The organism is Nereida sp. NH-UV-3, assembly GCF_042939535.1.
GTDB lineage: Bacteria > Pseudomonadota > Alphaproteobacteria > Rhodobacterales > Rhodobacteraceae > Nereida > Nereida ignava.
In genome coordinates this window covers 1,501,279-1,514,512 of sequence record NZ_CP132157.1, presented here as the reverse complement: position 1 = coordinate 1,514,512, position 13,234 = coordinate 1,501,279, and the positions used below count along the sequence as shown (strand labels likewise).

Sequence of the window (13,234 nt, the reverse complement as noted above, 5' to 3'; positions counted from 1 at the left end):
AAGGGCGTTGATTATGACAAACACACTCGAACCTGGATATGTGATCCAAGATACCTATCGGCTCCATTCCGAACTGGGTGAAGGCGGTATGGGGCAAACTTTTCGCGCAGTGAATATTCCGCTGGGCCATGATGTGGCGATCAAAGTGCTTAGCAACCCTTCGTATGGCGAAAAGGGCAAACAGCTCTTTTTGCGCGAGGCGCAGTTGCTCCGTGGCATTTCTCACCCTGGTGTTGTGCGGCTCGAAACTGCGCTGATGGGTCAAAATAAGAGATTCTATATCGTGATGGAGTATCTGACAGGCAAGCCATTGTCATATTTCCTTGCCAGTGGTGCGCGCTTGGCCCCTGATGACGTGCTCAAACTTGGGCTGCGCATGGCAAGTGCGTTGAAGGCTGTTCATGATCAAGGCATAGTTCACCGCGATATTGCGCCCGATAATATTATGGTTGTCGATGATAATATCGAAAAGGCCAAGCTGATTGATTTCGGTGTCGCGTCCAACACGATTGGCCAAGAGAAATCGATTATTGGAGATTCTTTTGTCGGCAAGTTTAACTATTCGGCCCCAGAACAGCTTGGGCTGTTTGGCGGTAAAATTTCGGGTAAATCTGATCTGTATGCCTTAGCACTCGTGCTGATGAGGGCGATGGGCATTGATGTGCCGGGTCAAGACCAAGGTGCAGGAGTGATTGAGTACCGCCGTGGGGATGTCAAGCTGCCGTCTCATGTGGATCCTGTGGTCGCTCGAGTGTTGCATCAACTTCTAAAAGCTGACCCTCAAGACCGCCCTGAAGAGGCCGAGAGCTTATTTCAAGCGGCGTTAAAGGGCGAGGCGACGTCGTCCACATCTTCGGGGTCAAAATTTCCGATACTTGTTGCTATTGGTGGGGTAGCGATTGCAGCTGCTGCGGCTGGGTTTTTTCTGTTGATGCCAAAAGGGGCCGAAGCCCCACAGTTTGATGTTGCCCCAGGACTTCAAGGGCAAGCCCCCCAAAATCAAATACAGCCATCGGTCCAAGCCGCATCACCCGAGCTAGGTCCTGAGCCGGCACCCACGCCCACTCTAGCGTTGCAAGATTCACGTGAAATTGCGGAAATTCGGGCAAAGATTGAAGCAGGTGGCGAAGCGAATTTGAACGATGCGCTCAGCGCATTGGTTACGCTTTCCCGCTCATCTGATATGGATGCCTCTACGAAACAAATAATTCATGTTATGTTGGCGCATATGTATGATCCAAAGTTTCATTCAACAACCACGTCGCCATTTCCGCAGTCCAATATCAGCGCAGCAATCCGTGCTTATGAAGCAGCGCAAGCCCAAGGGGCGAACGTAACCGCTGATCTCATTCGTTTAAAGGAAGCTCAGTGATATGACCCAATTACGCCTGATCGTTATGCTCTGTGTTGCGCTGGGTTATTCTCAAGCGGGTTGGGCTAAAGAGCCGCTTTTGATGGAGGGAAAATCAAGCCTCTATCAACGTGTGCTTTTGCGTGCGCTGACCGACGCCAGTAGCGAACAAAACGGCGGTGGCAATACGCGCCAGTTGTTACCGCTCACTCAGCTCTATGTGTTTGATCGCCAGAATGGGCAGTTGGAAGTGGGCGCCACGAAATCGGCTAAGCGTCTTTATTGGATAGACGAAGAAAATACGATTGAGTGGCGGCAAAATATCGTCGGGGTTTTTGAGTCGACTGCCAATATTGAGCGGCCTTTGCTGTTTGATGACTATGCCACCATGATTGACGTGGTTGTCAGTGAAGATCCGGCTCAAGATGCGGCATCCCTCCGCAGTGCCGCGTTAGCTGCCGAAGCATCGGGTGGTCAGGTTGATGGAATCGCGGCCCTTGGTCCAAGAAATACGGTTGATTTGGTCGAGAACCCGTATGTGTTGCCAATCTTATCAGCAGAAGAAGAAATTTTTGAAAATGGCACATTTGTGAATTTGCTCGAGGTGGCCGTGGCCAGTTCAAACACTGCGCCCGCTGCAGGCTCTGGTGCCGCACTGGCGCAAGAGGCAGATTTTTTTAATACGGGGATTGTATTTGTTGTGGATACGACGACCTCAATGGGGCCTTATATTGATGCAACGCGCCAAGCGGTGAATGCCTTATATGATACCTTGGCACAGCGCGGCCTGAGTGAAAAAGTGTCCTTTGGTCTTGTTGGGTTTCGTGACAATCTGCGCGGTAGCCCCGAAGCAGGCTATGATGCGCAGGTCTTCGTTGATCTAAATCAAGGGTTTAATCGCAATAATTTCTTTCGTGGCGTTTCTATTATGGAAGAGGCCAATAGCTCGACCCGTAATGTACGTGAAGATAGTTTTCACGGTATTGAGCATGCGATCACCCGCATGGATTGGTCACAATTCAGTGGGCGCTATATCATCCTTGTTACCGATGCGAGCCCACGTACCGAAGAGGACCCCCTATCACAAACAGGGCTGAGCGCGGATGGTGTGCGCACTTCAATCCAACAGCGTTTAAAAGGCGCTTTAGTTACCTTGTTGATTGTGGGTGACAATTTCGATGATGCTGGCCGCGCAGCACGGCTTTACGGTATTGCAAGTGCACAGGCGAACAGTCAGCCGGCTCTTCATAGGATTGACGGGCGCGATCAAGCGGCGCTTGCCTCTGATTATCAGCGTGCGATTTTAAGTATCTCGGATGTGATTGCACGTCAGATTGAAGCCTTTAACCAAGGTGGTGTCGTGGGTGAGGCCGTCGAAGAGGACCCTATGTTGCGAGCTGTGGAAAATGCAGGTCTTGCGATGCAACTGGCCTATCTTGGGCGCAATGGCAGCGAACAAGTGCCCTCAATTTTTAGGGCTTTCGTTGCGGATCGTGATTTTAAAGAAACGGCGCGCAAGCCGCTGTCGATCCGTGTGCTTGTGACCAAAGATCAATTGAGCGATCTGTTTCAATCCCTGGAAACTGTGGTGGATGAGGCTGAGGCTAATATCACAAAGCCTGAAGATTTCTTTCCCAAAGTGTTGGCCGCCGCTGTGCGTATGGGCCGGGACCCACAGGATGTATCGCAAGGCCAAGATGCCACTTTGGGTGATTTGACGGTAATTGGGGAAATGCTCAATGGGTTGCCATATGAATCTACAATTATGAAGATCACCCAAAATGATTGGATTCGCATGTCTGCAGCAGAACAGATCACGATTGTGAATGGAATGCGTGACCGCATTGAACGCTATCGTCGTTATAACAAAAGCACGCACCTTTGGTCGCGATACTTGGCAACAGGCCAAGACGGTGAGTTGCTATTCCCAATGCCACTAGACGACTTGCCGTAAGGTTTCACCCTTAGTGTCTAACTTCAGCGCCTATGGGTTTTTATATGGCTTTATTTGCTAAGAGAGTGTTTCTGGCTCAGGCACAGGGCGGAAAGAAAAGTGGGTAGAATGTACGAATTGAGTTTGGTACATGCCTCTAACATTCCGCAGATAGCCCACCTCAACACGCAGTAGCAGTATTTTGCGCCGGGTTATTTCTTAGCTGGAAACGCGACAATGTTGTCTAGTGGTGACGGCGTCTTGTCGTTCTCTAAATCGAAAGAAATACTTTCCTCGACATCGCCAATTACTGACAAAATTGCCTTATCAGTTTTTCGATCTCTACGGATAAGCAAAACTGCGGGATGGGTGCCATTCTCAAATCCACGCCCATCATGATACAGCATGTCTGCCTTAATAAATGCTTTCTTTTTTACAGCGCGAACCAGAGATTTTTTCAGCCCGCCGCGTACACCTACAACACACAATCCGCAGAGCGTGAAGATATCATAAATCGCTTCAGATAGGGTAATGTCCTGAGCTAGTTTTCTATCACCAGCCCAGGCTGCATCCACTGCTACCCAAAGATTATTGAGGCTGAGTTCTTGCTCAGTCCCCTGCCAATACCAGTTATTCTCTACAATTTTGGGTAATCTTGGCGAAGGAACAGTTATGTCAACCGCGTTGACCAGGAAGCATCCAGCTAAGGCACCTTCAGTTAGCACGGGTAATGCCGAAGTGTCCGAGATATCCTTCAGCACAAGTTGTTTTTTTGTATCTTTGCTATCAGTCATTGTGTGAGGTCTTCCTGAAGTTTCATTAAGACACTACCATTACGTCGGCAGAGCACAACTATTTGGCCTTTGTTGTAGTCTAATTGCGGTAAAACTTATGTCCTTAAAGGCGTTCTGATGCGCTATTGGGCGCACTTCATTAGTAGCTTTTGCAAAAAAATTTACCTTACTTCCCCCGCCCGACCCCTCTTTGAGAGGAACCGGACGGGGGGTGCTTTGTGTGTGCGCTAACCAAGCCTACGGTTGCTTGCGTAAGCCTGAAGCCACCGCCAATACCGCCCAGCAGACCTGAAGCCCTGCTGCCGTGCTGCTAAGTTCTCGGCTTGTAGGCGTGTGAGCCCACCATCGTACTCGGCGATGGCGGCCCGTTCCTCGAAGGCTTCGATGTCAGGGATCAGGCGAGGATCTGCTGGCGGAGTGCGGCTCATGATATGCCCTCCGAGACAGGCAGCCTCACCCCATCCATAATCTCCCTTTTCTGGGCATCACTGATGCCTGCTGAGTAGAGCCCATAGGTGAGCTTGTTGGCGGACCTTGCTGAGTGATGCCCCACCAACGTAGCTGTGTAGTGCTCTGGAACCCCTGTGCGCTCACACTGGGTGATGAACCACTTGCGGGTGCTGTGGAACACCGTGCCTTTGAGCTCTGGGTGCACAGAGCGCAGCTTGTCGTAGCGCTTTACGATCCTGTCCACGGTAAGACCTGGGAACAGCCTGCCTGAGGTTGGCAACACTGTATCCAACAGCCCCTCAAGGATGCCATGCAAGGGCACCTCCCGCTCTGCAGCCCTGGACTTCAGCAGACGAACCTCGTTGGGCCTGATGCAGATGAAGCGACCAAGGTTACCCTTGGCTGTGATGTCATCTGCCATGAGACCGCAGAGCTCTCCAGAGCGCATGCCTGTCAGCAAGGCAAAAAGAAGGGCGCTGTGAAGCACCCTGTCTTTAGCATTGAGGAGGATCGTGACCTGAGCGTCACTGACCACCTTGTGAGGATGAGCCTCTGGTCTGTCCCTGACCTTGAGCCTGTCCCAGGGGTTTGTCTCCAGCTCTCCTTGCCCCACACACCAGTCAAGGAACTGGGTCATCTGCTTGAAGATGCGCGCCTGGGTCTGGGGTGCGAGAACAGTGCCCTCCTGCTCCGATGACAGCTTTGCCAGCTCAGCCAAGCCAGCTTCTTTGCCGTCCCTGTACTTGCGCACGTTGGGTGAGAGCTGGGTGACATATCCCAGTACCTCCTTTCCGTGGCTCAAGGATACGTCACCGATAGGACGCCCACCCAGGTGGGAGGTCAGCAGCTCCAGAGCAAAGCGTACGGACTTGTAGCTGCCAGGGCGCAACCGCGCAGAGGCCTCTGCCAGGTAGTCCTGAGCTAGCTGCGCTACCAACCGCTCACCCAGAAGACGAGCACGCTGATATCGAGGACGAGCCACAGCCAGTCGAGGACCTTGGGTAGCAGTGGAAGTATCACTGGAAGACCCAGTGGGAGGGGTAGCAGTGGCATGGGTTTGAGCCTCTTGGATGATGGTGTGGAAGGTTGTGTTCAGCTCTGCGACCCGTGCTTTGGCCTTGGTGGCATCTGCTGTCTTGAGGGACTGCTTAAGGGCAGATCCCAGGAAGGGCTGGAGGGCCTTGGGGTAGGTCCTGCGGTAAACCCAGGTATTATGCCGTTTGTAGGCGTACTTTATCTGTGTCGACATGATGTCTCCTATTGGGGCAACCGCCCCGCTTGTGATGTTGATTGGAAGTTTTGTGTTGCGCAGCAACGCCGCTCAGGGATTAAGCCCATCCCTGATACGGTCTCTCTGGCGGTCAGCTAGGAGCTTGCAGAACCCTGATGACCAAGCTGAGGTCAGGTTCTCCGTACTCGCCGGCAAGGGGGCCCGTCTGGGCCGCCCCTGTGATGCAGTCCTCGAAGACCTCCTCGACGAGGAAGCGGTGTTCGGGGACGTCGTCAAAGGCTGCGATGAGGACAGTGCAGCCAGGGGTGAGGGGGTGATCTGTCATACTAGCCCCTTCGCGCCATGATCAGGTCAGGCAGCAGCAAGCCGATTGCGAGGCTCAGGGGGACAGGGAAGGGGAAGGGCTGCAGTATGCTGGGCAATCCTGCCAGTACCACAATTGCGCCTGCGAGGGCCTGGGGTACTGCTAGGGTCATGCCCCAGCGTCGGTGTAGCTGCCACTGCAAGGCAAGCCGAAGGGCGCCCCCTGCCAGAGCAAGGGTCGTGAAGGTCAAAAGCATGATCGGTCTCCATGATGATTGTGATCATCATAGATGCGTTAGCTTCCTCAGTTTCTTGGGGGCAGTCTCGCATCAGTGCCCCAACAAACCATCCAAGTAGACAAGTATCCAACGGCAAAAACAGGCCTTCGGAGTATTTTAGGCGGTGCGGGTATCAGTCAAACTCACCGGGGATATCAGAGGAGCTAGCATGCTCAACTCTCCAAGGCTGCTCCTGTACTCGCCAGGGGCTCTCCAAGCAAAACCATGGTATTGGAGAGTAAAATGCACAGCAATATCAGTGACCTAAAGGCCAACTCTCCAACTCGCCAGCCTACTTCAACTCCAAATAGATGTGCCTTTACCGATCGCGGGTGTCGTTTAAGTTGTCACGCTGCGTCCCATGCGTGAGGTGCAGGGGATTGATACACCGCCTGTTGTGACACTTGTGACGTACGACATCATCACTGCTGGGGATGAGGGCATTTCCCGCCCAGTATATAAGTTGGTAGGCATAGACTTGTTTCTGTTTGAGAGTGACGCGCTTTGATCTGCCCTGAGAAGCTTCCAGGCAGCCACCCTCTGCGCGCTTTGTCTTTGCTAGCAGATCCTCAATTACCAAGGCGGTACTTGCAGCGTCATCCAGTAGCTGAGCCCACCACTCTTTTTCTGGAGTTTGTGTCAGTACGAAAAGTTCATCTCGAGCAAAGCCACTCATGCAAGCTGACAGGTCTGCTAGCCACTCACTTAAGTCGCTATCAAGGTGACGGGTCATCAGCAGGCTTCTTTGCGTCACGGTCTAGGTACTCATATTTAATGCCAAAGCCGATTTCGTTGAGTGCAGGCGCAAGATTCCTGTTCAAGTGCGTTTCAATAGATTGCTCGCCATGAGGCGTCATGAGTATTCCGCGTGCTGGATTAGCTTCGGGATGATAAAAGGCATGTGCTGAACCCTGCCCACCCCAAGCGAACTTTTTCTTTTTCCAGCCGAGACGATCAAAGCTATACTTGGCGGCATTAGGGTTGCGATGTGCGAAGTACGACAGAAGTTTATTTGCATATCTAACAGGTACAAAACGAATTTGGTGTTCCTGCAAAAACTCGGCGAGTAGCTCTTCCACAACATCAGGTGCCAATACGTTTATTTCTTGCATCACTTCCGTGGCCAGTTCGTTCACGTTCAGTGAGTACGGGTTGAACACTGCAGCTTGTTGCCTTTGCATAAGAGCCCGGTACAGTTTTGCGATGCCCAACTCAGATGCGTAGGTCTCCTGCACCTCTGTCACCAGTTTGATAAAGGTATCGTATTCGCTGCCACCCGCGGCATATCCCTGATGGTCGACATGAATAATGTAAAACCGACGATCGCCCGCTTCCAACCAGATTGGCTTGTGGTTTGTGGTCAGAATGAAGCAACAACGATGATCGATAGGCTCAATGTCTTTGCCTTTGCTCTCAGCCATTGTCTGGCGCTCTGAGATTAGCGTCTTTAGCCTATTTCCATCATCTGAGTTCTGCGCGACCTTAACTTCTTCCGCGTAAATCAATTTTTTCAGCAGCACAGGCTTATTGAACCGGCTGATGATCGGTTTGATGCCTTGTTGTTCTGAGGAGTTATCTTCGCCAAACAGCTTTTTCACAATCGAAGCGAGCGTAGATTTACCTGTCCCGTGACGTTCCGAGAACAAAAAGATTGCCCATGATGGCTTGTCCGCTTCGTTCTGTAGGCACCACGAAAGCCAATCAAGAAAAACTTCTTTTTCTGAGGAATTTTTAAAAATGAAGCTCAAGAAGCGGTCAAAAACCTCGAGATCGGGTTCTACGTTGTGAAGGCTCCGGAATGCGGGCTGCGTCCATGCGTTGACGGCATACATCCCCCCGTCGAACTTTAATCGGGCGGTATTACCAGGCATGGCTGCAACTCTGCCGTTCCAAACGGGGATCGTAAGCCCGGGATCAGCAGTGGGGTTATTAGTGAGCGCGTCCATTAAGGATTTGAGCTTCTCCGTCCCAATCTCAAAGTTTGGATATTTAGCTCTAACTCGGGTGTATACGACGATAGCTAGATCGGCACGCGTGATCGGTTTGTCTAACTTATCAAGCTCAAAGAATACCATTTCTCTGCGTACAAATTGCGCTGATAAATGTTTCAGGACATCAATATCTGAAGGGATGATTTCATTTCCCTGATCGTCAACGGGGATAAAGACGTCCTGACCCTTAAAGGGGTAGTTCTCTAACCCTTGGGCGTGAAGCTGCTCTATTTCTCGGAACTCAGAGCTTTCGCTTGCTTGGTCGAGGGCAATGTTTTCAATTTCCTCATCAGTATAGGAGCGACCAACAGTCTCTTCGATCGCAGCCCTGACGAAGCCGTCGTCGAGATCAACAAGGCTGAAGTTATCTTTCTCTTTCTTGGGCATATTTGATCTGTCCTCTCGAGCAAGCATACGGTGAACAAAGACCAATTGCACCACAATCTCTTACCCGCCGCATTGCGTAAAAAAAGCCCTCACCGTGGTTTTGGTGAAGGCTTTGGTATCTAGAACAGATGATCATCGTCGTGGAGTGTGGCTTGTGCAGCCCTGTTTGCCCGGGCTTTGCTGGGGGCTCTGTACCCCTCGCGGTAGTCTGCGGGGGCGAAGGTGGCGTCCTGCCAGTCATGGTCATAGGCCTGGAGGTATTCATTGAAGCAGGCAGCGGCACCTTTGCGGGGGCCTGAGCGTGCAAGAAGTGCCTGACAGACAGCACCCGGGAGGACCCATGCGTGGTGGAGGCTGCTTAAGATCACATGACAGGTGTCTGCCTCTGTCTCTAGGATCACATGGGCGTTGTCCGCTGTGGCATTGTTGTCCCGCTTGAGGTGCACCCGGTAGGTGAGGGTTGCGGGGGATGACCCTAGCACTTGCTCTGTCACTGCATAGTGCTCAGGCATAGCTGTGGCACTGCGCTTCAGCTGTCTGGCATAGGCTTCTCTGTGCCGCTTGGGGCAGTCTGCATAGTACTCCACGCGGTCGGTATGGCTGTGGTGGAAGGCAAGCTTGATGCGCCCTGAGGTGAACACCTGAAGGCTGTAGCCTTGGTAGCCCTCAAGGGCCTCTGGGGAGAGATTCTGGTCGTAGTATTTCATTGTCATAGGAAAAGTTCTCAATACAAAAACACCCCAGGAGTGGCTCCTAGGGCGGGGATTAATGGATAAGGTGTAAGGGGTAAGACGTAACGCGTAAGACGTAATGTTTAATATGTAATACGTAATACATAAGGGTTTGGGGGAGCCCCAACACCCAAGTGAGGGGAAGGACAAACAACATCAATTGTTCTTTAATGTCGGCTTTCTTTTAGCCTTCAATCCCTTAGGCTTAGGAGTGTGCTGACACTCTGCTTTAAGGTCTGGTTTTTACGATGTTTGTTTATAGTAGCACTCCTTATCACCACACCCTCTCCATGTGCTCTCGCATGACCTCCAGCGCATAGCCCGAGCCGTAGTTGGCAGCGACTGTATTGGTGCTGTGGCCCAGGATGGCCAGGGAGATGGCCTCAGGGCAGCCAGTGTTCCTCAGCTTGTCTTTCATGCGGTGGCGTAGGCTATGCATCGTGATCTTCTTGTCGCTGATCTGTCTCCTCAGCCGCTTCATCAGCATGGCCGAGGCTGCATCACTGCCTCTTGGACGGGCATACTGTGGGAAGAGGGGATCGCTATCCGAGAGCCCAACCGTATGACCTCTCAGGCACTCTATGGCCCTGGGGGAGAGGGGAAGTGTGCGCTCTGATGTCTTGGTCTTGAGGCCCCGGAGTGTATTTGGACGAATGTGGAGCTTTCCTAGGTCTAGGTCGACATCCTGCTGCTCGAGCCCCACGATCTCAGAGAGCCGTGCTCCCGTGTCTGTCAGCATCAGGAACAACCCATAGGCTGTGGGATTGCCCACATACTCCGGTAGCAGGTGCTCAACCTGTGCGTCACTCATGGGCAGGCGGTCATCTTTGCTGGCACCGGCTCCCTTGATCTTGATGCCCTGGAAGACATTGCGCTGCTCCAGGTCATTCTCGATGATCACATGGTTCATGGCCGCCTTGATGACGCCAACGGTGCGCAGAACTGAGTTTGGGGCCATACGAGTGAGCAAGTAATCTCTGAAGGTATTGGCGTCTGCACGGGTTATGTCAGCCAGTGGTGTCCACTCAACGCGGTTCTTTCCCAATGCAATCACAAGATCTTTGCGGATCCGCTCAATGCGGGTCTTGAGGGCTTTGTCTTCCACACTGTTGTCACACTTGTAGGCGTAGTACTCGTTCAGGACCCGCAGGAGCGTCATGGGTTCGGGCGTTATGCGGGCACTTCCCACCTGGCGTATCACCTCGGGTGCTGTACTGCCCTGAAGCTCCTTGGCCAGCTCCCGGAAGTCATCTGTGACATCCCACTCTGGCTGAACCACCCCGTCTGCGAACACGTCAGCATGCCACTCGCCTAGGCGTTCTCGGATTATTGATTTTGCGCGCACACTGTTGGGTGTACTGCGTTCCTCATCGAACAGCGCCTCCACCTCAGCATGGACAACAGGTAGCCGCCTGATCGCCTCATCGTAGCTATTGCCCAGTTGTCGGTAGATGGTTGCCTTGGGGATTACCTGTCGCAGCGCCTTTGGCACGTTGCGCTTGTACCGATACGAGCCATTTGCCCGTCGGAACACGTATTTTGGCAGCTTGGGAATTGCATCATCCATTCTGTTCAACAGTATTGGATTCCATGCTGCAGAGCGCAAGCACAATTGGACCGCTTATCTGTGACGCTTTGCGCGCCAATCTCGACCAAGTGGTCCGAAAAGCGGTCCCGCAAATGGTCCCAAACTCTGACATAATCAGTTATTATGAATGAATTCTTGGAGATATAGGGGTAAGACTGGTGCCCAGGAGAGGACTCGAACCTCCACGTCCATACGGACACTAGCACCTGAAGCTAGCGCGTCTACCATTCCGCCACCTGGGCAGGTGTCGTGGAGTGGCGTTTAGGCGGTGGGGGGGGCGCTGTCAATAACACAACCGCTTGGGCGCGGCGAAATGCGACTTGTCTGAATTGGCGTTGGGCGTTACATCGCTAGGCAGCCAAAGAACACAGGATTATTATTATGTCTAAGCTGGTCACAATCTACGGCGGCTCTGGTTTTGTTGGGCGCTATGTTGCTCGGCGGATGGCCAAAGAGGGATGGCGCGTGCGGGTCGCTGTGCGTAACCCGAACGAGGCGATTTTTGTAAAGCCGTATGGTGTGGTTGGTCAGGTTGAGCCTGTGTTGTGCAACGTCCGTGATGATGCGTCTGTTGCATCGGTGATGCAGGGCGCTGATGCTGTTGTGAATTGCGTGGGCATTTTGGCCGAGAGCGGCAAGAACAAGTTTGACGCGGTGCAGCACGAAGGCGCCGAGCGTATTGCGCGTCTGGCAGCTAAAGCTGGTATTGAGCGCATGGTTTTGGTTTCTGCAATCGGTGCGGATGAGAAAAGCGATAGCCAGTATGCAGTGAGCAAAGCACTGGGTGAGCAGGGCGTTTTGGCGCATATGCCAAATGCGATGATCGTGCGTCCATCAATTGTCTTTGGTCCTGAAGATGAGTTCTTTAATCGGTTCGCGGCGATGTCGCGCATGGGCCCCATTCTTCCAGTCGTCGGTGCGGCCACAAAGTTCCAACCAGTTTACGTCGATGATGTTGCTCAGGCTGTTGTTCTGGGTGTTTTGGGTAAGGCGAGTGGTGGCGTGTATGAATTGGGTGGACCAGAGGTACATACATTCAAAGACTTGATGAGTGAGATGCTTAGTGTGATCCGCCGTCGCAAGCTTGTCGTGAACATTCCGTTCCCCGTTGCAAATGTAATGGCATTTGGTTTTTCTGTCGCGAAGGTGCTGTCCTTGGGTCTTGTTGCTCCGGCAATTACTGCGGATCAGGTGCGTAACTTGCGTCGGGATAACGTTGTATCAGATGATGCAAAGACGTTTGCGGATCTGGGTATTGCGCCCACGGCTTTGGAGTCAGTTCTGCCAGAATACCTGTGGCGTTTCCGTCCGTCCGGGCAGTATGACGCAATCAAGGAAAGCGCAAAGAACCTCAAGGCTTAGGTGTACGCAATCACTAGAAGTACTGCGCCAAGTGCGATTCTGTAGATAACATAAGGGGTGAAGCTGACAGATTTCAGCAGCTTCATCATTAAACTTAGCGCAACCAATGCTGCGCCAAACGACAGAGCTGCGACTATCAATATGTCGCGCCAAAGGGTTGCGCTCGACTTTGCATCCAAACTCAAGGTTAAGAGCGTTGCAGACGCAATGATGGTTGGGATCGACATGAGCATTGCAAGTTTTGCCCCGTCTGAGCGTGTATAGCCAAGGGCGCGTGCGCCGCTGATTGTTGCACCAGACCGTGACACACCGGGGATCAACGCGATTGCTTGCCACAGACCCATGATAGCAGCGTCTTTTCTTGTCCAATCTGGTGTATTTTTGATGCTTGGACTTTTAGTGTCAAAATACCAAAGCACGATTCCAAAAATAATCATCGTCCAGCCGATGACGGTAATATTGCGTAGTGCATCATTGTAGCCTGACATTTTCAGGGCAAATCCCGCAATAACTACAGGGATGGTCGCAATGATCAGTAACTGGGCGAGTCGCTCACCTTGAGTCGTGTTATGGCCGATCATCGCTTTGGGTAGCCCAATTGCTGCACTGCGAACATCTGCCCAGAAAAATGCGATTACGGCAAAGAGAGTGCCAAAATGCGCTGCAACATCAATAACTTGCCCCTGATCCTCTGCACCCGTTAAGCTTGGCAATAAGATAAGATGGCCGCTTGATGATACAGGTAGAAATTCTGTGATGCCCTGTATGAGTGCAATAATGACGAGATAATATAGCGGCATTGATGCCCTCTCTGACTTAGCGATGCTAAAGCTTA

11 protein-coding genes, 1 tRNA gene and 1 pseudogene are annotated in these 13,234 nt (G+C 52.2%); 3 read left to right on the top strand and 10 right to left on the bottom strand.

Annotation, left to right across the window (positions count from 1 at the left end):
• Window positions 1-13: 13 nt before the first annotated feature.
• Together NeNHUV3_RS07540 and NeNHUV3_RS07535 are read left to right on the top strand one after the other, a co-directional pair.
• Window positions 14-1,372 carry a serine/threonine-protein kinase gene (locus NeNHUV3_RS07540; RefSeq protein WP_391480693.1) on the top strand — a complete coding sequence of 453 codons (1,359 nt, stop codon included), beginning with the start codon at window positions 14-16 and terminating at the stop codon, window positions 1,370-1,372.
• A gap of 1 nt (window position 1,373) precedes the next feature.
• Complete coding sequence (locus NeNHUV3_RS07535) at window positions 1,374-3,305, top strand: vWA domain-containing protein (RefSeq protein ID WP_391480692.1); 1,932 nt, start codon at window positions 1,374-1,376, stop codon at window positions 3,303-3,305.
• 191 nt (window positions 3,306-3,496) lie between these two features.
• On the opposite strand, the gene NeNHUV3_RS07530 is transcribed toward NeNHUV3_RS07535, so the two are convergent.
• The 9 genes and pseudogenes from NeNHUV3_RS07530 to NeNHUV3_RS07490 form a co-directional block, all read right to left on the bottom strand.
• Window positions 3,497-4,078 carry a hypothetical protein gene (locus tag NeNHUV3_RS07530; RefSeq protein WP_391480690.1) on the bottom strand — a complete coding sequence of 194 codons (582 nt, stop codon included), beginning with the start codon at window positions 4,076-4,078 and terminating at the stop codon, window positions 3,497-3,499.
• A gap of 227 nt (window positions 4,079-4,305) precedes the next feature.
• On the bottom strand, window positions 4,306-4,506 hold the full coding sequence (locus NeNHUV3_RS07525) for a hypothetical protein (protein ID WP_391480689.1): 201 nt from the start codon (window positions 4,504-4,506) through the stop codon (window positions 4,306-4,308).
• Window positions 4,503-5,330: a tyrosine-type recombinase/integrase gene (locus NeNHUV3_RS07520; RefSeq protein ID WP_391483205.1), complete on the bottom strand. Its 828-nt coding sequence runs from the start codon at window positions 5,328-5,330 to the stop codon at window positions 4,503-4,505. Before NeNHUV3_RS07520 ends, NeNHUV3_RS07525 begins: the two co-directional genes overlap by 4 nt.
• A gap of 318 nt (window positions 5,331-5,648) precedes the next feature.
• Window positions 5,649-5,777 (bottom strand): annotated as a pseudogene (locus tag NeNHUV3_RS07515) (DUF6538 domain-containing protein); the annotation flags it as partial.
• A gap of 112 nt (window positions 5,778-5,889) precedes the next feature.
• Window positions 5,890-6,084, bottom strand: coding sequence for a hypothetical protein (locus NeNHUV3_RS07510; RefSeq protein ID WP_391480688.1), 195 nt, complete (start codon window positions 6,082-6,084; stop codon window positions 5,890-5,892).
• 972 nt (window positions 6,085-7,056) lie between these two features.
• Window positions 7,057-8,718: a primase-helicase family protein gene (locus NeNHUV3_RS07505; protein ID WP_391480687.1), complete on the bottom strand. Its 1,662-nt coding sequence runs from the start codon at window positions 8,716-8,718 to the stop codon at window positions 7,057-7,059.
• 119 nt (window positions 8,719-8,837) lie between these two features.
• The gene (locus NeNHUV3_RS07500) at window positions 8,838-9,425 is read right to left on the bottom strand and encodes a hypothetical protein (RefSeq protein ID WP_391480686.1); all 588 of its coding nucleotides are present in this window, start codon (window positions 9,423-9,425) and stop codon (window positions 8,838-8,840) included.
• 298 nt (window positions 9,426-9,723) lie between these two features.
• Window positions 9,724-11,016 carry a tyrosine-type recombinase/integrase gene (locus NeNHUV3_RS07495; RefSeq protein ID WP_391480684.1) on the bottom strand — a complete coding sequence of 431 codons (1,293 nt, stop codon included), beginning with the start codon at window positions 11,014-11,016 and terminating at the stop codon, window positions 9,724-9,726.
• A gap of 177 nt (window positions 11,017-11,193) precedes the next feature.
• Window positions 11,194-11,279 (bottom strand) — tRNA-Leu (locus NeNHUV3_RS07490).
• Between the two features lie 139 nt (window positions 11,280-11,418).
• On the opposite strand from NeNHUV3_RS07490, the gene NeNHUV3_RS07485 reads away from it, so the two are divergent.
• Window positions 11,419-12,399, top strand: coding sequence for a complex I NDUFA9 subunit family protein (locus tag NeNHUV3_RS07485; RefSeq protein ID WP_391480682.1), 981 nt, complete (start codon window positions 11,419-11,421; stop codon window positions 12,397-12,399).
• Here the strand turns inward: NeNHUV3_RS07485 and NeNHUV3_RS07480 are convergent.
• Window positions 12,396-13,199, bottom strand: a complete 804-nt coding sequence (locus NeNHUV3_RS07480) for an undecaprenyl-diphosphate phosphatase (protein ID WP_391480681.1) — start codon at window positions 13,197-13,199, stop codon at window positions 12,396-12,398. The two genes, NeNHUV3_RS07485 and NeNHUV3_RS07480, sit on opposite strands and share 4 nt — an antisense overlap.
• Between the last annotated feature and the right edge of the window lie 35 nt (window positions 13,200-13,234).